Here is a 19509-nt window from a genome sequence, read left to right as displayed (position 1 = left end):
CCTTAACGGCTCGAAAGCGGTTGACCGCGGAAGGCGGCTTCTAACTGCGCTTGGTCCAATTCGCCTTCCCAACGGGCCACGACGAGCGATGCCACCGCGTTACCGACTAAATTCGTCAGAGCCCGGCATTCAGACATGAAGCGGTCCACGCCGAGAATCAGAGCCATGCCAGCAACGGGAACACTCGGCACTACGGAGAGCGTAGCAGCCAGCGTAATGAAGCCGGCGCCTGTTACCCCAGCTGCACCCTTGGAGGAAAGCATGGCAACGAGCAGCAGGAGAATCTGATCAGCAATAGACAGATCGGTGTTCGTCGCCTGGGCGATGAAGAGCGCCGCGAGCGTCATGTAGATATTAGTGCCGTCCAGATTGAAGGAGTATCCGGTTGGTATGACGAGAGCCACGACCGAACGGTTGCAGCCCGCCTTCTCCATCTTATCTATGAGCGAGGGCAGCGCGGCCTCCGAGGAGGACGTCCCCAGCACAAGCAGGAGCTCTTCCTTGATGTAGCTGATCAGAGAAAGGATCGAGAACCCGTTGTAGCGGCAGACCGCGCCGAGAATCCCGAACACGAAAAGGAGGCCGGTAAAATAGAACGTCCCGACCAGCATCGCGAGGTTGACGATCGACCCGAGACCATATTTTCCGATCGTGAAGGCCATGGCGCCGAAAGCGCCGATTGGGGCAGCCTTCATCAGAAGGCTAACGAGCTTGAAAATGGGCACGGTAAGCGCCTGAAGCAAGGAAAAGACAGGCTTGCCCCTGTCTCCGACCATCGCCAGCGCGACGCCGAACAGAACAGAGAAGAACAGGACCTGCAGGATGTTGCCTTCCGCGAAGGCTCCGACAATTGTCGATGGGATCATGTTCATCAGGAAGCCGGTGACGGATTGCTCGTGAGCCTTGGTGGCATAGCCAACGATGGCTTGGACGTCGAGCGAGGCCGGATCAATGTTGAGGCCGGCGCCCGGCCGAACAATGTTGGCAACGATAAGCCCGAGGATCAGCGCGAGCGTCGAGAAGGTGAAAAAGTAGGCCATCGCCTTGCTGGCAACGCGGCCGACTTTTTGGAGATCGTTCATGCCGCCGATACCTGTCGCCACGGTCAGAAAGATTACCGGTGCGATGATCATCTTGACGAGCTTGATGAATGCATCGCCGAGCGGCTTCAGGCTCTCGCCGATTGCCGGATAAAAATGGCCGAGTCCGATACCGAGCATGATTGCGGCAAGCACCTGGACGTATGGCCTGCCAAAACACGACTTGCGAAGCGCGCCGTTCGCGCTGCGGGCTCCTGGAACTAACATTATGTCTCTCCCTGACCGGATCGGGGCGGGACTGTTCCTCCTCCCGTCGCTGCGTTCCGGTCGAACGCCGCTGAAAATTCGGCGCAAGTGCCGTGCCAAACGGAGATCTAGGCCGGTGACGCACTTCCACGAGGCCGGGTGAGGCATTGCGCCAGTTGCGTCGCGCCGATGCGCGCGCCGGCTAACTTCTTCGCAGGTTTAAACCGGACTATTCCCCCGCCTTGCGGTTTGGCCACAACTTGTCGGCCCCGCCCGTCGGCTTCGTAGTCTTTGCGACAGGCCGCATTCCGACAACCACCTCAGCCAAGCCAATCGTCGGCTCATCTTCGAACAGGGAAAGCCTGATCGCCGTCTCTACAAGATTGCGACGCTCGCAGCTTTGCGGGACCGGCTTGCATCTGCCGACACTTGGTCGACGGCAGCCAATCCTTCTGGCCGATCGACGAGCATCTGACGCTGCGGTCGACATTCACCACAATGAAAGTGGAGGATCGCATTGGGGCTGGGGTCCAAGGTGACGGCGCGCAGTGGCTTGGAAGAGGAGGGCGTCGCACCTCAGCCGTCTTGAGGGTTATGGATGAGATAAGCTTGTCTGAGTTGGCCAAACACCACGTCGGGATTCGGTGTTAACTCCACCTTGGTCGTGTAGTGCTCACCGTTAATTTCGAGTTGTACCCGCTGCTCCGGGTGCGCAGGCCCGGTAGGAGTCCGCGTTTCCCCAATCGGCGCAATCTCGACATCCGCCGCACCATGAACGGCATTGCGATTGGTCGGCTCGTTTGATGCGAACAGCGTGATGCCGTCCGCTACGAGAGCGCCGAACTTCATAGGCGCGACGAAGTCGTGTGCCTGATCCTCCGGCAGACGGTTACTCAGCGCACTTGCTTGCCGTCAAGCGTGAGCGCAGGTTGAGGGGTGAGATAAGGATAGGGGACGTCCACACGGTGCCGCCCTTCACAGCGCCGGGTGCTAGTGTCCGAAGGCAATGAGTTCAGGGACACCAGGCTTTCTGCCCTCCATCTGATTCGCCTCAATGGCATTGGCAACCGTTCTCTTGACCAGCAAGACGCTGGATGGCAGGGTCCAAGCTGGCAGGCAGCGGCGAACAGAAGCGAGGTGCTGAGGCAGGTCGCAAAGCGCTCCAGCGCGACCGTGATAGGGCGCCTGATCTCCTGGCCTCGACTTTGGAATTGCCGGTGGCTCCGCTTAGTGTTAGGCCGCTGGCGACCGCCGAATAGAGGCCGTGGCTAGAACTACGGATGTCGATTGGGCGCTTCTGCTTCTGACTTGGTCAGCTGGGCTGTATCCCACCATGGGTTGGGCACCAGGCCGGAGTCTTTAAATCTGTCGATAGGGAGAGCGAATCTGATGTATGGCCGAATCGTTGGATCATCCAGTCCGTTCACGAACGCCGACTATGCTGGTGAATCGGGACAGCCAGAAGACAGCCCCAGCCTCGCGGAAGTGGTTGCAGGGGAGCCGAATAGCTCCTCGTCGGCTACAACGGCGCCATACTCTCTCGTTTCCGAGCCGCCAATTACCGAGATCGGTAGATCTGATTTCATGGAGGAGGTGAGGCGATTTTTGGGTAATGACATCAGGCATATTGCGATGCAGCCCCAAGAATACTCAGATTTCGTTTCTGAAAAAGCCGAGCGCGCAGGAACGGTTGCTGGAGGCTATGCCAGCACTTTCGATGATCCGGACAAGCCCGCGCGATTTTTCAGCTATCAGTTGGGTGACGAAACTGTCGGGCTCTTAAGGATGGGAGGACCAGTTCGGATTAAAGGAGAACGGTTTCAGCAACAGTTTGGGCGCAATGATATCACGTCCGTAGTAGATCTTCGGATTACCCATCCGATGGTTGAGAACGCGGGCGACATCCTTTTGGAACATCAACTTCGCATAGACGGCGATCATCCGTTGGTTTTGTCACGTCCAGCCTTAGAAGGCATGGAACCCCGCCTTGCGGAAATGGGTTTCGTTCACGTGGGTAGCAATCACTGGGTGCTTGATCCTAACCAGCATCCCGAAGCGTGGACGAAGAATGAGAACGACAAGTGGCAGAGAGCAGACAGGGGTACACAGTATCTTTCCAAAGTCGAGGATAGCGATGCTGGTACTGTCGCGAGTATCGGTACGGATTCGTCGGAGGACGATCCTTGTTTTTACTTGGAGCGTGCCCTTAGAGGGTTGACGGTGGGGTAAACAGTCGCAAGAGCAAGCCTGAACTGCTGGCTCTGCAAGGAGGTTATAGCTCTTTCGGCCGTTGCCTTGGCCCCTCTCAACTTCTTCCTGACAGACCAAAATGCCAGGACGACGCAGCCGAGAATCGACTTCAAATCCGCCCCGGGAAGTATCCAGACCTAACGAAAGCGCTGTCCGGGATTTAGCGAAATTGCTGTCGCGCTTTACTGAAACCGGTATCCATAGCCTTGAACAGTTCGAATGGTCGCCGACGTGGTCGATGGCGCGGTAGGAATCACTCGCTGGCCCGGAGCTTGTGAACGTCGCGTCGCCCGGTCACGCTACGCTTGCGCCGCCTAAATACTCCAGCAGTAACGGCGCGAAAAATGAACGTTGCGGTGTGAATGGTCGTGTGGTCGACGGCGACGCCCCGTTCGCTATATCTCCTGAGGATCACGCAGGCTGAGATTGCAGGCCCGCCCAGCAACGCAAAGTAGGATCACTGACTGATCGAACTGGCGGCCCGTTCCGATAATGCGGAAGTGACCTTGCCGTGGCGTTGGTAATGAAACGCTGCAACACATCCGTCGCTGCCGGGCCTATGCGGGCTAGCCAAAGTCGCAACCTGTCTGTCAGCAGCAACGCTGCTATCAGCGTCAACGACGCAATGCGCCGTCTCGCCTCACAGATGGTCCTGCACCCCGCGACGAGCGACAGCAAACGTCGATCGTCACTCCCGCCCCGCCGCCCAAGGCATCAGTTTACCGAGCCAATGCGATTCCATTTTGCCTGGTGGCCTGCGTCAATACAAAGCGTTCACCCGCCGGTCGGCAACGCGCTGGCCTAGCTGTGAGCTTTCGGGAGGTTGTCCATTCGGACTGGACCGAGGAGACTGGAGTTACCAGGCTTCAGCATCCACCGGAGGGTCAGATTGAACACCCACAACAACGCCCGTCTCACGCCGCTGCGTCGAGAGGAGATGGCGCTGTGGGTGATAGAAGGCGCTTTTTCCAAAGCCCATGCGGCGCGCGTCTATGGCGTGTCGGCGAAGATCGTGGCGCGCTGGGTCGAGCGTTATAAGACCGAAGGGCGGGCCGGCATGGTCGACCGCTCGTCTCGGCCCATCGTCATGCCGGGCCTGACCGAACAGGCCGTGGCCACGCGCATCGCGTACGAACGAGGTGTTCTTCCGCGATTTCCAGAATCGGCGTGAGGTCGCCGGTTATCCCGGTCTTGCATCTAGCCCTTGGAGCAGCGGCACGTCAGCCGCGATCAAGGCATCCAGAGATCGGGCAATCCGCGAGCGCGGCGAACCGTCATTGAACTTGCCTAGCTGTGGCTGCGCGATCAGCCCGAAAGCGGTCTCGCGTGCTGGCTTCATGAGCGCGTCGGCGTTGAGGCGGCTTCCTTTTATTTCAGCAAGAAGCGCTTTTGAAAAAGCCTTTCCAGCTGCGTGGCGATCAGGATGCTTACCGCCTCAGCAGCAGATGTGAGCGGCATGTCGCCGGACGAGATGAGGCATGCCGTCAGATAAATCGGCGGATCGATGACGACGGTCTTCATGCCTTCGCAGCCTGGTAGCACTGATACATTCCCCTTGGGAACAATCGCGCATCCGATGCCGGCTTTAACCAAGGCGATCGCGTAGTCGCACGTGTCAACCTCTGCGACGCAGTTCGGTGCCACCCCGGCCGCTGCGAACGTCCGGTCCAGTGCGTTGCGCGTCGTATGAGGCCGTGCGGGGAGCACAAGAGGAAGTGTCGTCAACTCTTCGAGGGAGACGGAGGGCGCGACATCTTCTCCGTTGTCCGGCCGGATCAGGTACAGGCGCTGACGGAACAGCGCCTTGCGGACAACGCCAAGGGTGAGTGTATCCTCGAAAACAGTGCCAATGTCGAGCGCATGCGATTCGATGAGTGATCTAATGCGGGAAAAGTCACCGATAACCAAGCGCAAAGTCACCTTCGGGAGTGCCGCCCTGCAGGCGCGGACTAAGGGACTGACGAGGGAGGCGGCGAGCGCCGAAGGCATGCCAAGCCCTACCGAACCTTCTGGCTCCCCCTCGGTGGAGCGCACAATGTCGCGCAACTGGTCCATCCGACGCAGGACAAAGACGGCCTCCTGATAGAAGACCCTACCCACTTGGGTCGGCGAAATGCCTCGTACGCTACGGTGCAATAGGGTGACGCCGAGACCTGCTTCCAGTTCAGCGATCTGTTGGCTGAGGGCCGGTTGCGCCACACGGATGGCAGCCGCTGCCCGGGTGAAGCTGCCCGCATCGACGATGCTGACGAAGTAGCGGAGGTGGCGTAGTTGCATGCGATAACCTTGCGAGAACTGAAACTTGGCGCTCTAAGTTGCTAGTTGTAGAGATGACATCCGTGTCTTGAGTGCCGCCAATGCGCCCATGAAGAGCGCGACTCTCTTGGGATGCGCCCCTTTGCGCGTGCCGGCTTGGCTCGCCAAATGAACAACCGGCTCCATAAGATATTCATACTAATCCCTGAGACCGAAGCAGACCGCGTCGGTCGATCACGAGCCGAGGATGCGAATCAGCGGTCCGAGTCTGCGAACGGCGTTGATCCAGCTCGCATCCATTTCATTGCGCCACGAATCGTGCGTGGGACGCCATTGCGTAGGGTCGAAAACGGCTCGCCCGCCGGCGGAGTGCTGCAGAATCTCCGAAATCCAACCGAATGTTCAGTTGATCTTCTGGACCACTCCCCTCAGCGCGTCGTAAAGCAGCTTGACCATGTTCGACTGCAAATTCAGGTTCAGGCTCCATTGCTGACTTAGGGACTGAAGCTTAATGAGATCGGAAGCGTTGTTCGGATCCATGGAGGCCATGAAGCTCCTGAGGTTTCTTTCGGCTGAAACAGTTACGGCGCCGAGGCCGCTGTTGACGGCGTTGAGGTTAAAGCCAGCGTCAGGTATAGTAGACAACTTCATCTCCTATTATAGTTACAGTTAAGCAATATGAAACTTCTAGATATTCTTTATGGAATTCATCGCCGCATCTATTGCTTCCATAATTGATTCAAACAATTCGAATGTATACCGAGGGACGCCAGCGTCCATTTCACGTTTCAACCATTGCCGCCAGGTATCGAACTCCCTCTCTAGGGCAGATCTCTTTGCAGGGTCGAAATCGCTTAGCAGCCGCCTCTGGAACTCGCTCACCGTTCTCCCTCCTCTGCTATCCATCTCGGCTTGCTCGGATAGGGAACATGCACCTCATCCGCGCCGATGCGCACAGAAATTCCGCCACGATCAATGGCAAGGATCTCGCCCAAGGCTTCCAGACTGTCGCCGATCTTCAGGCGCGTTCCATTCTCGATGACGACGTACGGCGTTCGGCCGATGTTTACACCTCTCGGCGCCGGCAACGTGACGGGCGTGAATTGCGTCTCAAGCAGGATGTAAGGCCCGAACTTCTGCTGAAAGCGCGAAGCGACAGTCTGCCACGTTTCAAAAGCAATTGGGGTTAGCCACCCGGAAACGAATACGCCGTTTGGCCTCGTCAAGATGTGAACGGACCCACGCAGTTGGACCGTCATCGCAGTCTCCAGAAAGACGCGAGCGCGCTCGGGTGTTGCGATCGCGTCGTTCACTTCGCGTAGACCGGGAATATCCTGCCGTAGGCGATGAAGCGCCTCTGCGACCTTCGCATCGCTCGGTCCATATCCTGTGACGGTGATCTTTCCGGCGCCGTTCAACCGAACGTTGCCCCGGATTCCGAAGCTGCGGATGACCGTGGTGACAAGGTTGATGAGTTGCGAATCCGACACAGGCCGTTTGAATAACACTTCCGTGTTAAGGCCAGTGTTGCGTAGGGCGGCTTTTACCCCACTCTGCTCTTCAGGTCGTAAGTCTCCTTCGATGATCAGTTTGTCATCCGCGAGGATGACGTTGAAATCGGGTGCGACGTTCAGATCGTGAATGATATCGCGCGCTGCCCTCATTGGGTCGAGGGTCGGAGCGACTTCCCGGGCAGACGGAGGAACTCGCTCATTTGTCGCCCAACAGATGACCGGAGTGATCAGGAGAGCGCAAGCTACGGCGCCGAGCCGTAATGGACGCGATGTGGAGCCTGCCATGCGACATAACCTTCGGCCGAACAAAGCCGACGCTACTTCGGAACCGGTGGAGAGACACCCGGAAGTGTCCAGGTCCCCGCTCTCGACCATGGGGGCGGACTCAGGAAAGCTGCTCCCGGCCGGACCGATCCCGAAAACCGTCCGCCCAACCTGTATCCGACTGAGCGGATCGAGCACCGTCCAACTGCCTGACGTGAGCTGCCTCCCGTCGATGCGTACACCTGGTGCGAGAGCAATAATCTGGATGCGTCCCGCCTCGACGGCAATGCGAAGATGTGAGGCAGCTAGTTCCGGGTCTGGGAAGGCGATGTCATCGGTGGCGCTGGCGCCGATCAGCCAAACTCCTTCCTCCAGCGAAGTCTCTGCACCCCGGTTCGGCCCGGACAGCACGCGAAGCGTCAGCTTGGCTTCGTCACCAGCCACAGCAACTTGTTCCATGCTCATATCTGTCACGACAGTGATATCCTCGCCAGCGGCTGGACCGAGATATCGGGGGTAAGCTCCTGATAGGAGAGCACGGATAGCCCATGGAGATCGACTTCGATGATCTTGCGCAAGTATCGGCGGATATCTATGGAAGTCAGCAGCACGGGCTTGTGCCGCTGCTGGTCGACATCGCCCACCGCCTTTCGCACGTTGTCGAGGATCTGCCGTGTGGTACGAGGGTCGAGGGCCAGATAACTGCCAGAGGACGTCTGCCGAATAGCATTACGCACAGTGTCTTCCGCTTCCGGCGCAAGAATGTAGGCTGGCAATACATTGCCATCAGAATGTCGGAAACAGATTTCCCTTTTCAGCGCACAGCGCACATGCTCGGTGAGCAGAACGTTGTCTTTTTCCTTCTGCCCCCACTCGACCAGGGCGGTGAGGATGGTGCGCATGTTGCGCAGCGACACTTCCTCGGACACCAACCTCTTAAAGATCTCAGAAATCCTCTGCAGGGGAACGGACCGCAGTGCCTCCTTTGCGAGCTCCGGGAACGATCCTTCCATGTGACTCATCAGATTCTTTGTTTCCTGGATCCCGATAAACTCATCTGCTTGCCGTCGCAGCACGTGACCAATGTGGTAGCCGAGGATCTGAACCGGTTCCAGAAATGAGATGCCGGCGGCTTGCAGCGACTCGCGATGTGCCATGTCCACCCAGGCGGTCTCGATCTGAGGCAGGAAGGGTTCATCGAGCATGTATGGGATGCCAACCATATCGAGGTCCTCGATATCACGAGCCAGGAGATGCTGCGCCCGTAATTGTCCTTTGCCACATGGAATTTCGTTTACCATGATGGTGTACGCGCCATCCACGTAACTATCGTTGAGGCGTAGATGAATGCCTGGAAAGGGAACGCCGAGATCCAGCAGGAGCGCTTGCCGCACAGCGGCCAATTCCTTGTTCAGCCGGTCTGACCGAATGATTCTCTGAATGACGGGACCGACGTCGATCATGAGAGGAACCGTGACGGTGATGGCATCGCCGCCGCTGCTTCGCTCAGCCGGCCCGTCCGACGCTGTTCCGAGCGCGCTCATGCCGGCGATTGAGTAAGGACTCACTGCCGGCGGCGAAGGCCGCCGATTGTGCCGCAACAACCAGCCACAGCCTCCCGCCAATCCTGCCAAAACCACGAAAATCACCGTAGGAAAGCCGGGCACAAAAGAGAACAGAAGGAGGATGAATGATCCCACTATCAGTGCTCTTGGCTGGGCTGTGACCTCGTCTCCAATCTCACTACCGAGATCTGAGCCCTTGTCCTGATCGGTTACCCTTGTGACGATGAAGCCTGCCGTGATTGAAGTGAAGAGAGCCGGGATCTGACCGACGAGCCCGTCCCCGATAGTCAGGATGCCGTAAACTTCGAGAGCTTCGTGCAAGCCCATGCCTTTTTGTAGGGTGCCAATCGCGATGCCGCCTATGATATTCACGGCGATGCTAATCAAGCCCGCGACGGCATCACCTTTGACGAACTTCATGGCCCCATCCATGGCACCGTACAATTGGCTCTCACGCTCGACGGCGGTGCGGCGCCGGCGTGCTTCCTGGATGTCGATGCTACCCGCGCGCAGGTCGCCATCGATGCTCATTTGCTTGCCCGGCATTGCATCCAGGGAGAAGCGTGCGGCGACTTCAGCCACGCGCTCGGATCCTTTCGTAATGACAACGAACTGCACAATGGTGATGATTAAGAAGGTGACCGCGCCGACCACGAGATTCCCTGCCACCACGAAGTCGCCGAAAGTCTTGATTATCTGGCCGGCGTGTGCGTGCAGCAAGATCATGCGTGTCGCGGCGATGCCGAGCGACAAGCGAAAGAGCGTTGTCAGCAAAAGCACCGACGGGAAGGAAACGAATGCAAGGGGTGACTTGATGTAGACCGCGACCATCAGCAAGAGCGCGGAGATTCCCAGGTTGACAGCCTGCAGTACGTCCATGACGACCGACGGCAGCGGAATAATCATCATAAAGATGATCGCAATCAACAGCGCCGCCAAAATAATGTCGTTCCGGCCAGATGCAGCCGCCAGGACCTTTTTGAGCAAATTCACACTGCTCTCCCACGCGAAGCACTCGGAACTCTCACCTCTTTAAGCAGAGTTACGACCATTCGCCGACAGGCTCTCGCCTCGGATCTGAGGCCTAGTTTCCAATATGCCTTGACCCGCACCTGTAACAATCGGATTCGCCCCTCACCATCCAGGGGGTGCGCTAGAGAGCGGCCCGCCTCAGCGATAGCTTCCTCGTAGTCTCCCGCACGCAACAGCGCCAGACAGCGTGCGTGTCGTGCCCAGCGCGCTCCGGGGTCGAGGCTATCGAGGGCGCCCAGCAGCTTGGCTGCATTGTGAGGGCAGTCATATTTCATATAGAAATACGCAAGCACCGATAGGGCATCGCGCTTGTCGGGACTAATCAGGGGTTGCGTCATCAGATTATCCTCGCATCAGAGCGCGGCAGGCGTTGTCGAAGACAAGACGGTCACATCGCGCCTGATCGAGGACCGAAAGCGCGCCGCGGAAGACGGCGCGATCAGAATTCCCGGCTTGCGCCGCCAAATTGGCTAGCAGGACGTGTGTGGCCTCCAGCGTCGCAGCGTAGTTCGCAAATTGGAGGATTGAGGGATCAACGATCGGGGGAGCAAAAGCAGCGATCATCAGGTCGTCGAGGGAGGGGGCGTCATATAGCAGATCGAATTGCAAAGCTGGCCGAGTATCCGGTACCGGCGCGCCGCGAGCGGCCAGCAGCGGTACAACAGGTTCTGTCCGGATAAGACCACCAGCGCCCGGTTCGAATTGCCGCGGTTCCGCCAATCCAGCGGGGGATTGAGCTAAAAAAGTTAAGCTTTCAGAAGCGATGCTGCTCATGGTCACTCCAGTGCCGCATCAATTTCACCGACGAGCCGTACGAGTATCTGCGCCGCGGTTTCCAGAGTTGGCAGATCAATGCCCTCCTCAGTCATACGAATCAGCAGGACCAGCAGCGCTTCGCCGTAGAAGGCGACGTGCACCATGAACGGTAGCGCACGATCCGGGTGCACGGCTCCGAGAGCGGCGGCGGCAGCCCCCTTGCGGTGAAGCGGCATGGCACGCGTTAAGTACATTATGAAAGAGCCTTCGCGACTTTCCATGTGGAGATTGCCCGAACGCTCCAAACTCAGAGTCAATGGAAGAGGCTGCGGAGGAAGTCCCATCGTCGAGCAAAAGGCCTGAGCAGCAGCCTCCGCGCTCATGCGCTCTCTTCCTGTCCAATGCGGATGTCCATCGCTTGCTGCACTGCCTCCAACGTGCTTCTTCGTGCCTCCAAGTCGCTGTAGACTCCGACCGGAATCATCGCGAGCAATTTTCGTGATTCGCGCAGCAGCGAAATCTGCACATCCAGTTGAACGGCAGGAATTCCGAGCCGTTCCGGGATTGGAATGACCTTCGACGGATGAGGAACGATATCCTCAACGAGCGGCAATAATTCCTGCATCACCTCGGTAGCGGTGATGACTATCTTACTTTGTCGCCCGATCCACTCGACCATCTCCCCGCAGCATTCGTGCACAGTGTCCAGCACTCGCAACGCCGACAATCCGCCGAGGATCTCACGGAGCCGAGCAGGCTCGATTGATGGGCCAGCCGAACCGATGTCCTGGCCGAGCGCGCGGGTAAGAAAATTGATGTGCCGAGGAAAGCCCCCAATCCCAAACCTCTCGAGAATTCCCCTATAAAGCTGAACCGGTCCTGGATTGCTGGAGATCGTGGCTCGATAGAAATCACTCAGCTCTGCAGCGCCCTTCTTGTCACCTCGAGCTTCCTCAGATGCCACCATGGAAATATTGAGCCCGGCACGAACAGCCATCCCTTGCGTAGCTATGAGGTGGGCTCTGCCAGCATCCGTCCGTGCCGCAAGCTCGTCGAGACCCTCACGTCGCAACTCTCTCGCCGCTAGGTCGAGTGCCGCATAGGCAAAAGAGGGGTCTGCGAACCGCTGGCCAGCTTGGCGCAGTATGTCTTCCGCGGCACAATCGCCGCTGCGGATGTCGTGCAATAGCGCTTGCAACTCGGCACGGTCAAAAAACGGGAGCCGTTCGAGATAGGCATCAAGCTCATCGATCACGCTGTGCGGCAGCGCTACACGTTCTTCCTCGAATTTGTGCTCGGCGTGCCCCGTCGACTCCATCGTCTCAGAAAACGTGAATGTGAGCTCTTCCTTTGCCTGCTCCAAGAGCGTCCCATGTGTGGGCCTCTCGAGGCGAACAGCCTCACCGTGCCATGAGCCCACTGGCGTCGGGACCTCGGTTGCCGAAGTTTCAGAGCCGAGACGCAAAGAAGCCGTCCCCAATGCCTCTATCGCGTCAGACATTCCTTTTGGCTCCGTATGAACGACGAGGATTCGCTTGAGCATCCGCCCAACCAACATTTTTCTGGATTGTCAGCGCCAGCGCACTGCATATGCCGACGTACGCGCTATCCCGCGAACCGACTCGCGATTCTGTTGCAAGGTGATGCGAGGCTGCATAAATCACGTTTCCCTCGTCACTGAATTGCCTGCTTCAATCGAAGCTACATCTGGGCGGTGTGCCATCTACCCGACGGGTCCCCGCGACAGCGCTCATTAATTTCCGGTGCGGCAGACGAATATCGATTCAGTGAGTGTGCGAGAAATACGCAATCGCTATATAGTCATATCCCTTACATATATAAACTTACTAGAATGGGGTTGAATCGTACCTGAAGCAGTCAAGCCTAGCAGCATTTTACGCGCCCGCTGCAAGGCTTGGCCTTGATCGGCCCGAGCACGGCGGAATGCTCGATCGGAGCGGGGTGCAAGGGGCCGAGGACTGGCGCAACTGGAATACCCGCCGAGCCAGCGTTGTCGTGCAGTGACCTCTTGGCGAAAGCGTGGTGAAACGGGTGGAAACGCCGCCGGACCGTCTCGCAATCTTCCAAACCCGCAGGCTCATGCAAACCCGCAGGCTCATGGTCCTCAAGCTGGGTCATGGCCGCGGCCATGACGTGGCGACGATTTAAAAGGACAACATCATTTGCCTAACCTCATAGCGAAGCCGCAGAGCGCCGCTGATCAGCCTCGTCACCCAAACTCCAGCATAGATCGCAGCTGAATTTCCTTCTCGCATTCCCACTCGCCAGGTCCGTTAAACACCCATGTCGGGTCCATGAACCGCAGCAGTTCGGAGCTCGTTCATAGCTGTGACAGATGATGCAATATCGACACGGTATTTGCGTCGGACCCGCGTTGAGCAGAATTTAGAACGACAGCTCGATGAGCAGCGGTCGCCCCTTCCCGGCGAGTGGGGTGATTTCGGGACATGTGTCGCTGTGACTGAATGATTTCACTAGGCCTAGTGGCATGCAAAGAGAGTGTCGGAACTCGGTCTTCTCCTAGGCACCCCTGCCGACACCGTAAATGGCCCCAAGGAGCTTCTTCAAGCCTATGTCTATTGGGTTAAGCAGTTCGCCAGTGGTCGGAATCGTTGAGCGTCGACCTGATGCGAGGGCGTGCACTAGCGAGGGATGCCTCGATGTTGGCCGTTAGGCGGAATGAGAGTTCCACGCATCCCTCAGGGATAGCTTCTTCCCCGTGGTCCACTCGGCTTGGCGACATCGAGCGGTTCTCGCAGATGCTCAACGAGACAAATTTCAATGGTTGCAAGTCATACGACAACGCACAAGGCAAGGGTCTCGGCAACCGCGAGCTTGAGTCGGCAGAACACAGCAGCGAGGCGCCTACTGGTCAAAACATGCTCTACTTCCCCGGTGCCCCCTTGCTGGGCAGCGCCATCGTGAAAACATCTCCAGAGATTCCGGACGCGGCCGAGCAGGGGACGGCGCCACTCTCAGCCAAACTCGCGCAATTGGCGACGGCAATAGCTGATCGAATCTCGCTCCGCCGAAACAATGTCGGCGACGGCACGGTGCAGATCCTGCTCCACGGGGGACTGCTCGGCGGTTCGCGCCTGACGATCAGTTACCGACACGATACCGTGCAAATATTCATCGAATCCGAGCGCCTTTGGCTAATGCAGCAGTTCCAGGGCCATGCGTTTGCGCGCGATTTGTCGAATCGACTCGGCATTCGGGTCGTGGTGATGGTAGGTGCCCGCTGCTCCGCGGAGGAACAGGGCAACGATGGGGACTCTCGCGGGCCGGAGCGGGTTCTTCACTATTTGGCCGAGAAGGGCTCGTGATCGATCTCCCTTGCTATAGTCCACGAGAGGCGGCCGCCATTTCGCTTCTTGCTACCCGCCTGCCAGCTGTTTTCAGTCTCGCTGGGGTCGATGTGGCAGCCGTCATGGCCGGTTCGAAACTGCCGGATCTTCCGGTGGAATATCGCCGGGTCATGATACGCCTGCACGGCCACAATATCCGCACGGCGATCGACTCGATGCTCCTTCCGCCGATAGCGGTGAGACACTGGCCAGACATCACGACGCTTCCAATGGATGACGCCTTACGGGAAATCTTGTTCGACGTCGTCCTACGCGATGTCGGGATTCAGATGGAACGATGGTGCGGTCAGCGGCCCATCTGGTCTTCGTCTCAGATTGCGGGGACGTTTCCTCATGCGATTAGGCTTGTTCGCCCGGACCGTCCGGACAAACTCCTCGGGTTGGTAGAATTCGATGCCGGTGGCCTCGAATTGATCGCCGGCTGCTGCGGTGCGCTGCCGGTCATGTGCGCAGTGACCGACGACCTTGCCATCTCTCTCGACCTGATAGTCGCTCGGGTGAGCCTTTCCTTGGCGGAACTACAGGCACTGACGCAGGGCGACGTCATCCTGCTCGAGGTCTCACCCATCGCCTGTGAGGGCGCGATGAGCGTTCTACTTTGGTTCTCAGGCAGTTCACGATTTCGCGCCTCGATCATGGACGGTCGCCTTACAGTCCTTTCAGCAGTGGATCGCATAATGGATAGACCAGATTCTCTTCCTCCGGAAACATTGGACGGCATCGACCTCCCGGTCGATGTGGATGTCGGACGCCTCACCATGTCGCTCAAACAGCTTCGTGAGCTCGCTGTGGGCCAAGTACTGGATCTTGGCTTCGACGCCACCACCAACATCACTTTGCGAGTTAATCGCCAGACGGTCGCGGCCGGCGAGTTGGTGCGCATCGCCGATCGGACAGGTGTGCGTATCCTGGATGTGCGTCTAGAACGAGCCGAGTGATGAACAGCGGGTTGCCTGATCCGGTCGCCCTGATCGCCCTGATCGGCGCCATGGCCATCGTTCCCTTCCTCGCGGTCACTGTCACATCGTACGTCAAGTTGGTGGTCGTGTTCGGGTTGATCCGCAATGCCCTCGGCGTTCAAAACATTCCGCCGAACATAGCCCTGAATGCAGTCGCCATCCTGCTTTCCGTATATATTATGCAGCCAGCGGCTAAGAACGCCTATGAAGCAGTGCGCCAAAAGGCGATTGTATTCGAAAATTTTCACGAGCTCAGCGAAACGTTACCACTCGCCACAGAGCCATTTCGCAAGTTCATCTTGAAGAACACGTCGCAGCAAGAACGACATTTCTTCACCGCAACCACACGGGAATTGTGGAGCGAAGCGGACGCAGATTCGGTGACCGAAAACGACTTTATGATTTTGATCCCAGCCTTCATTACATCCGAGCTGGCGGACGCGTTCAAGATAGGTTTCCTTCTGTTCCTCCCTTTCATCATCATCGACCTCCTCATTTCGAATATCCTTCTGGCGATGGGTATGATGATGGTTTCGCCGATGGCGATATCCCTGCCGTTCAAGCTGTTCTTGTTCGTCGCCGTGAACGGATGGCAGCGCCTGATTCACGGTCTCGTCCTGTCCTATGCCGGACCAACGTGATGAATAGCACCACTCTCGCCAACATTGCCATCGACGCCCTGAAACTGACGCTGGTTCTGTCGGCGCCTACGATCGTCGTCGCTACAGCAGTAGGGCTGGTCGTCAGTGTGGTGCAGGCCCTGACTCAGGTTCAAGAGCAGACACTTCCGTTCGCGGTGAAACTGATATGCGTGAGCCTAGTTTTGGTGGCGACCGCGAGCTGGCTCAGTGGAGAGCTGTACCGATATACCCTCAATATTTTCGACAAGATCGGCGCGATATGATTTCACGGGTGCAACAATATACTCCTTCGGCCTATGACCACTGCGCAGCAAGTACCAGAGCGATCGCACCGACTCTCAACCATTTCGCCTGATGCTCCATGTCGCCACTTGATCCATCTCTCTTGCAGAGCGCCCTCATCGTGCTTGCGCTTGCCATGGCGCGTACGACAGGCATGATGCTGATCATACCCATTCTGGGGCGCGGCGTTGTGACAGGACTAGCTCGCAACGGCGCAATCATGGCATGGAGCCTCCCCATAATGGCGCATGCTTGGGCAACTAGGCCAGCAAACCTGGATAGCTTGCATGTGACGATGATCCTTGGCCTGGGGCTGAAGGAACTCTTGCTAGGGCTCGTACTCGGAATGCCAATTGCCGCGACCATCTGGGGTGTTGAGGCGGCGGGCACTTTCATTGACAACCAAAGGGGCGCCGCGATGATGAGCCTCTTGAACCCCGCGAGCGGCAATGAGATTTCGCCGCTCGGAACCCTGCTCGCCCAGCTCTTTGTCACATGGCTGTTCGTTACCGGCTATTTCTCCTCGCTGATCGAAGCGCTCTATCGCTCGCATGTTGTCTGGCCTCTATGGAGCTTGCAACCTGCATTCGGTCCGGCATTTGTCCCAGGGATCCTGCATCTCGCAGATGTCGTCATGCTGCTGACGTTGATTCTCGCCGGTCCAGCCATTGTTGCCATGTTCCTCGGCGAAATGGGTCTGGCACTGATCAGCCGCTTCGCGCCACAACTGCAGGTCTTCTTTCTCGCCATGCCGGTTAAGAGCGCGGCGGGCATCCTGCTCTTAGTTCTTTCGCTCACGATCGTTCTGGCAGAGGCCAACAAGCACGTACCGTCACCGGCTGCGATATTTAACCTCATCACCAATTGGTTGTCATGAGCGGCCCAAAGACCGAAAAGCCTACTCCCAAACGGCTGCGCGATCTACGCAAACAGGGGCAGGTCGCGCACAGCAAGGAAGTTGTCTCCGCGGCACTGATCGTCGCATTTTTCGCTCTGTTCTTCGCCTCCTTGACTTCAATGATAAACCGGCTCGAAGCAATGATTCTGCTGCCTCTGCCGCTTCTTGAAGGTGACGTGCTGAGTGCCACTCAAAAGCTTGGGAAGTCCTATATTGCCGAACTACAAAGTATTCTCGCGGTCTTCATCGGCATAGTTTTGGTTATCGGCGTGGGCGCCAACATCGTACAGAATGGCCCGATGTTCGCGCCCAGGGCCGTCGCGCCGTCGCTGAAGAAACTTAGTCCCAGTCAGAACATCAAAAACATCATTTCGCTGAGAAATGCTATTGAGCTGGGCAAGTCGATTATAAAGGTTCTGATGGTTGGCTTGGTACTGTTGCTGGTGTTGCGCGACGGTATGCAAGCGCTGGTCTGGACGCCGAGTTGCGGGACATCCTGCCTACGCGCGGCGACAGGTAGCTTGCTGCTCGGTATCGCCATCTATACGGCAATGACTTTTCTAGCGGTGACAATCGCGGACCTCGCATTGCAACGTTGGCTGTTCGTGAAGAAGAATATGATGTCGAGGGATGAGGTATTGCGAGAATTCAGAGAGAATGTAGGCAACCCCGAGATTATACGGAAGCGGAAACAACTCCGTATGGAGTTGCTCAACAAGGCAATGGTCGACCAAACGCGCCGCGCGACCGTTTTGATCACCAACCCCACGCATGTTGCTGTGGCAGTTTACTATGATGGGCGGCAAACTTCCTTGCCCATGATCAGCGCAATTGGCACCGATCTCACGGCGCAGCGAATGATCGACGCTGCGATCGCTACCGCTGTGCCCGTGATGCGAAACATTCCGCTTGCTCGCGCGCTACTGGAGGACGGCCTTGTAGACGAGTATATCCCATCACATCTGCTCGAACCTCTCGCCGAGGTCCTTCGAGCGCTTGGTAAATTCTCGGCGGATGGCGATCGGTCGCGCTAATCGCTGCCTGGCCGAAGATACGCTGCAACCAAAGCCTACTACTTCGATAGCCGATTAAATGCCATATCGGCTATACCGATCCTGTATTTCTCACACGCATATTGATCAATATGTCTGGCGCACCGAAAACGCGTGCCAAGCGTTCTCCGCGATGCCCGGGATCGGCCGCCGCCATCCTCTAGGCTTCGGATGCGGCATTGAACAGGATCGCATAGACCAACGTCCTTGATCTGGAAGGCGATCTCAGCGATCTGGGCGGGACGGTGAAGACCACGTGCAAGTATGGGACCGGCAGCAGCAGCTCAGGATGCCGCTCGGCCCTGGGCGCGGGCCAGGCCCTGGCAGGTGGCGGCAGGTAATGGGCGTCGTCCGTTACCTGCATTGGACTAACCCGCTCCGCGTCGCGGAGCGGCAAGGAGGATATGCACCGACGGCGCAGTCCTGATCGCGTCGTTCGCGGCACCGGACATACATGCAAAGGAGCTCCAACTGCGCGAGCATGGGGTGGCTGCTTGCAGCCCATTCCATCGGACAAAGGAGCTTGTCATGACTCACCTTCGCCAGCGCATAAGCGAGGACATGCAGGTGCGCAACCTCGCGCTCAACACCCAACTCTCGTATCTGCAGCAGGTATCGCTGTTCGGTCGCTATTTCGGCAAGTCGCTGGACCTGCTCGGGCGCGAGGACATTCGGACCTACCAGGTCTATCTGACCAACGAGCAACTGGAAGCTCAGGGCATAGGAGTCGCGCCGCCGACTGACGCCCCGCTGGCTGGCGAGCGTCTCATCGAGAAACACTTCGATGAGGGGAGCAATCGGCGGCATGATTGCCTCCCTTCGGTGAGGAACCCTTCACCGGCCGCGGCGACGTCGCGCATGAGGTCGGCGGTGGCCTCCAGTTACCAGTAGGTGGCATAGATGTTGACGTGGCCCATGTAGGTCGCAAGAGCCGCCATATGCGCGCCGCTTCGGCTTCGATCCGCCGGAATGCCTTGCAGCGCGCGCACCGCAAACGTGTGCCGCTAATTCCGAACTCGGAATACTGCATAACTCCGAGTGCCGGATTATTCCAAGTGGCGACCGGGAGGCCAAAGAATGCGGGCGATTTGTGGCTTTTGGGTCGGCATTATCAGAGGCTCTTCAGGAATGTGAGGAGGTTGGTCGTCGGGCTTGTAGCGGCCCAACCCGATGTCGGCCGTGTCGGTCCTTGCCAGAGCTGCTCCTTGAGCTTCATGTCGGTGTAGCGCGACGATCTGGGGATCTTCCGCATATTTGGTGCAGGTGCCGGGATTCACGGGCGGTGCGAATGAGTCCATAGAGTCGGAATCGCAGTCGACGCCGGTGATTCGCCCGTGCTCCATGCCTTCCGCTCGCTGGTCTCGC

The 19509-nt window shown here is 57.8% G+C and carries 18 protein-coding genes and 4 pseudogenes; 10 read left to right on the top strand and 12 right to left on the bottom strand.

Annotated elements, in window-relative coordinates; all coding sequences use genetic code 11:
• Window positions 1-2: 2 nt before the first annotated feature.
• Window positions 3-1307, bottom strand: a complete 1305-nt coding sequence (locus tag H0241_RS04240; protein WP_181056185.1) for a dicarboxylate/amino acid:cation symporter — start codon at window positions 1305-1307, stop codon at window positions 3-5.
• A gap of 292 nt (window positions 1308-1599) precedes the next feature.
• Between H0241_RS04240 and H0241_RS35555 the strand changes: the two are divergent.
• Window positions 1600-1841 (top strand): annotated as a pseudogene (locus H0241_RS35555) (hypothetical protein); the annotation flags it as partial.
• A gap of 21 nt (window positions 1842-1862) precedes the next feature.
• Here H0241_RS35555 and H0241_RS04235 read toward each other — a convergent pair.
• Complete coding sequence (locus tag H0241_RS04235; protein WP_181056184.1) at window positions 1863-2135, bottom strand: hypothetical protein; 273 nt, start codon at window positions 2133-2135, stop codon at window positions 1863-1865.
• A 540-nt stretch (window positions 2136-2675) separates the two neighbouring features.
• On the opposite strand from H0241_RS04235, the gene H0241_RS04230 reads away from it, so the two are divergent.
• Both H0241_RS04230 and H0241_RS04225 read left to right on the top strand, forming a co-directional pair.
• Complete coding sequence (locus H0241_RS04230; protein WP_210284769.1) at window positions 2676-3515, top strand: host specificity protein; 840 nt, start codon at window positions 2676-2678, stop codon at window positions 3513-3515.
• Between the two features lie 910 nt (window positions 3516-4425).
• Window positions 4426-4662: pseudogene (locus tag H0241_RS04225) on the top strand (helix-turn-helix domain-containing protein); the annotation flags it as partial.
• A gap of 242 nt (window positions 4663-4904) precedes the next feature.
• Here H0241_RS04225 and H0241_RS04220 read toward each other — a convergent pair.
• The 8 genes from H0241_RS04220 to sctW form a co-directional block, all read right to left on the bottom strand.
• A complete protein-coding gene (locus H0241_RS04220) occupies window positions 4905-5813 on the bottom strand; it encodes a LysR substrate-binding domain-containing protein (protein ID WP_027038832.1) in 909 nt (302 codons plus the stop codon).
• A gap of 381 nt (window positions 5814-6194) precedes the next feature.
• Window positions 6195-6437: an EscF/YscF/HrpA family type III secretion system needle major subunit gene (locus H0241_RS04215; protein ID WP_181056183.1), complete on the bottom strand. Its 243-nt coding sequence runs from the start codon at window positions 6435-6437 to the stop codon at window positions 6195-6197.
• 233 nt (window positions 6438-6670) lie between these two features.
• On the bottom strand, window positions 6671-8035 hold the full coding sequence (locus H0241_RS04210) for an FHA domain-containing protein (protein ID WP_235984121.1): 1365 nt from the start codon (window positions 8033-8035) through the stop codon (window positions 6671-6673).
• A 5-nt stretch (window positions 8036-8040) separates the two neighbouring features.
• A complete protein-coding gene (gene sctV, locus H0241_RS04205; RefSeq protein WP_181056181.1) occupies window positions 8041-10128 on the bottom strand; it encodes a type III secretion system export apparatus subunit SctV in 2088 nt (695 codons plus the stop codon).
• The gene (gene sctY, locus H0241_RS36580; RefSeq protein WP_456238126.1) at window positions 10125-10505 is read right to left on the bottom strand and encodes a type III secretion apparatus assembly chaperone SctY; all 381 of its coding nucleotides are present in this window, start codon (window positions 10503-10505) and stop codon (window positions 10125-10127) included. Before sctY ends, sctV begins: the two co-directional genes overlap by 4 nt.
• Before the next feature lie 4 nt (window positions 10506-10509).
• Window positions 10510-10941: a type III secretion apparatus assembly protein SctX gene (gene sctX / locus H0241_RS04200; RefSeq protein WP_181056180.1), complete on the bottom strand. Its 432-nt coding sequence runs from the start codon at window positions 10939-10941 to the stop codon at window positions 10510-10512.
• Window positions 10942-10943: 2 nt separating this feature from the next.
• Window positions 10944-11306 carry a type III secretion system chaperone family protein gene (locus H0241_RS04195; protein ID WP_027038839.1) on the bottom strand — a complete coding sequence of 121 codons (363 nt, stop codon included), beginning with the start codon at window positions 11304-11306 and terminating at the stop codon, window positions 10944-10946.
• Complete coding sequence (gene sctW, locus H0241_RS04190) at window positions 11303-12286, bottom strand: type III secretion system gatekeeper subunit SctW (protein ID WP_181056179.1); 984 nt, start codon at window positions 12284-12286, stop codon at window positions 11303-11305. The genes H0241_RS04195 and sctW overlap by 4 nt, the downstream gene beginning before the upstream one ends.
• A gap of 1417 nt (window positions 12287-13703) precedes the next feature.
• Here sctW and H0241_RS04185 point away from each other — a divergent pair.
• The 6 genes from H0241_RS04185 (at window position 13704) to H0241_RS04160 (ending at window position 18126) form a co-directional block, all read left to right on the top strand.
• Complete coding sequence (locus tag H0241_RS04185; protein WP_181056178.1) at window positions 13704-14270, top strand: hypothetical protein; 567 nt, start codon at window positions 13704-13706, stop codon at window positions 14268-14270.
• Window positions 14267-15250 carry a FliM/FliN family flagellar motor switch protein gene (locus tag H0241_RS36195; protein WP_181056177.1) on the top strand — a complete coding sequence of 328 codons (984 nt, stop codon included), beginning with the start codon at window positions 14267-14269 and terminating at the stop codon, window positions 15248-15250. Before H0241_RS04185 ends, H0241_RS36195 begins: the two co-directional genes overlap by 4 nt.
• Window positions 15250-15912 carry a type III secretion system export apparatus subunit SctR gene (gene sctR, locus H0241_RS04175; protein WP_032901314.1) on the top strand — a complete coding sequence of 221 codons (663 nt, stop codon included), beginning with the start codon at window positions 15250-15252 and terminating at the stop codon, window positions 15910-15912. The genes H0241_RS36195 and sctR overlap by 1 nt, the downstream gene beginning before the upstream one ends.
• Window positions 15912-16175: a type III secretion system export apparatus subunit SctS gene (sctS, locus tag H0241_RS04170; RefSeq protein ID WP_027038844.1), complete on the top strand. Its 264-nt coding sequence runs from the start codon at window positions 15912-15914 to the stop codon at window positions 16173-16175. The genes sctR and sctS overlap by 1 nt, the downstream gene beginning before the upstream one ends.
• 98 nt (window positions 16176-16273) lie before the next feature.
• Entirely contained in the window at window positions 16274-17071 is a 798-nt protein-coding gene (gene sctT / locus H0241_RS04165; RefSeq protein WP_181056176.1) for a type III secretion system export apparatus subunit SctT, read from the top strand.
• Window positions 17068-18126 (top strand): EscU/YscU/HrcU family type III secretion system export apparatus switch protein, encoded by a 1059-nt coding sequence (locus H0241_RS04160; protein WP_027038845.1) that lies wholly within the window; start codon window positions 17068-17070, stop codon window positions 18124-18126. The genes sctT and H0241_RS04160 overlap by 4 nt, the downstream gene beginning before the upstream one ends.
• A gap of 181 nt (window positions 18127-18307) precedes the next feature.
• Here the strand turns inward: H0241_RS04160 and H0241_RS36575 are convergent.
• Window positions 18308-18469, bottom strand: a pseudogene (locus H0241_RS36575) (IS91 family transposase); the annotation flags it as partial.
• A 203-nt stretch (window positions 18470-18672) separates the two neighbouring features.
• Between H0241_RS36575 and H0241_RS04155 the strand changes: the two are divergent.
• A pseudogene (locus tag H0241_RS04155) lies at window positions 18673-18849 on the top strand (phage integrase N-terminal SAM-like domain-containing protein); the annotation flags it as partial.
• A gap of 341 nt (window positions 18850-19190) precedes the next feature.
• Here the strand turns inward: H0241_RS04155 and H0241_RS35375 are convergent.
• Window positions 19191-19509: hypothetical protein (locus H0241_RS35375; RefSeq protein WP_210284768.1), on the bottom strand; the 319-nt coding region annotated here is incomplete at its 5' end.

Origin of the sequence: Mesorhizobium neociceri, assembly GCF_013520985.1 — a bacterium.
Classification (GTDB): Bacteria; Pseudomonadota; Alphaproteobacteria; order Rhizobiales; family Rhizobiaceae; genus Mesorhizobium; species Mesorhizobium neociceri.
This window is presented reverse-complemented; position numbering and strand designations above follow the sequence as displayed.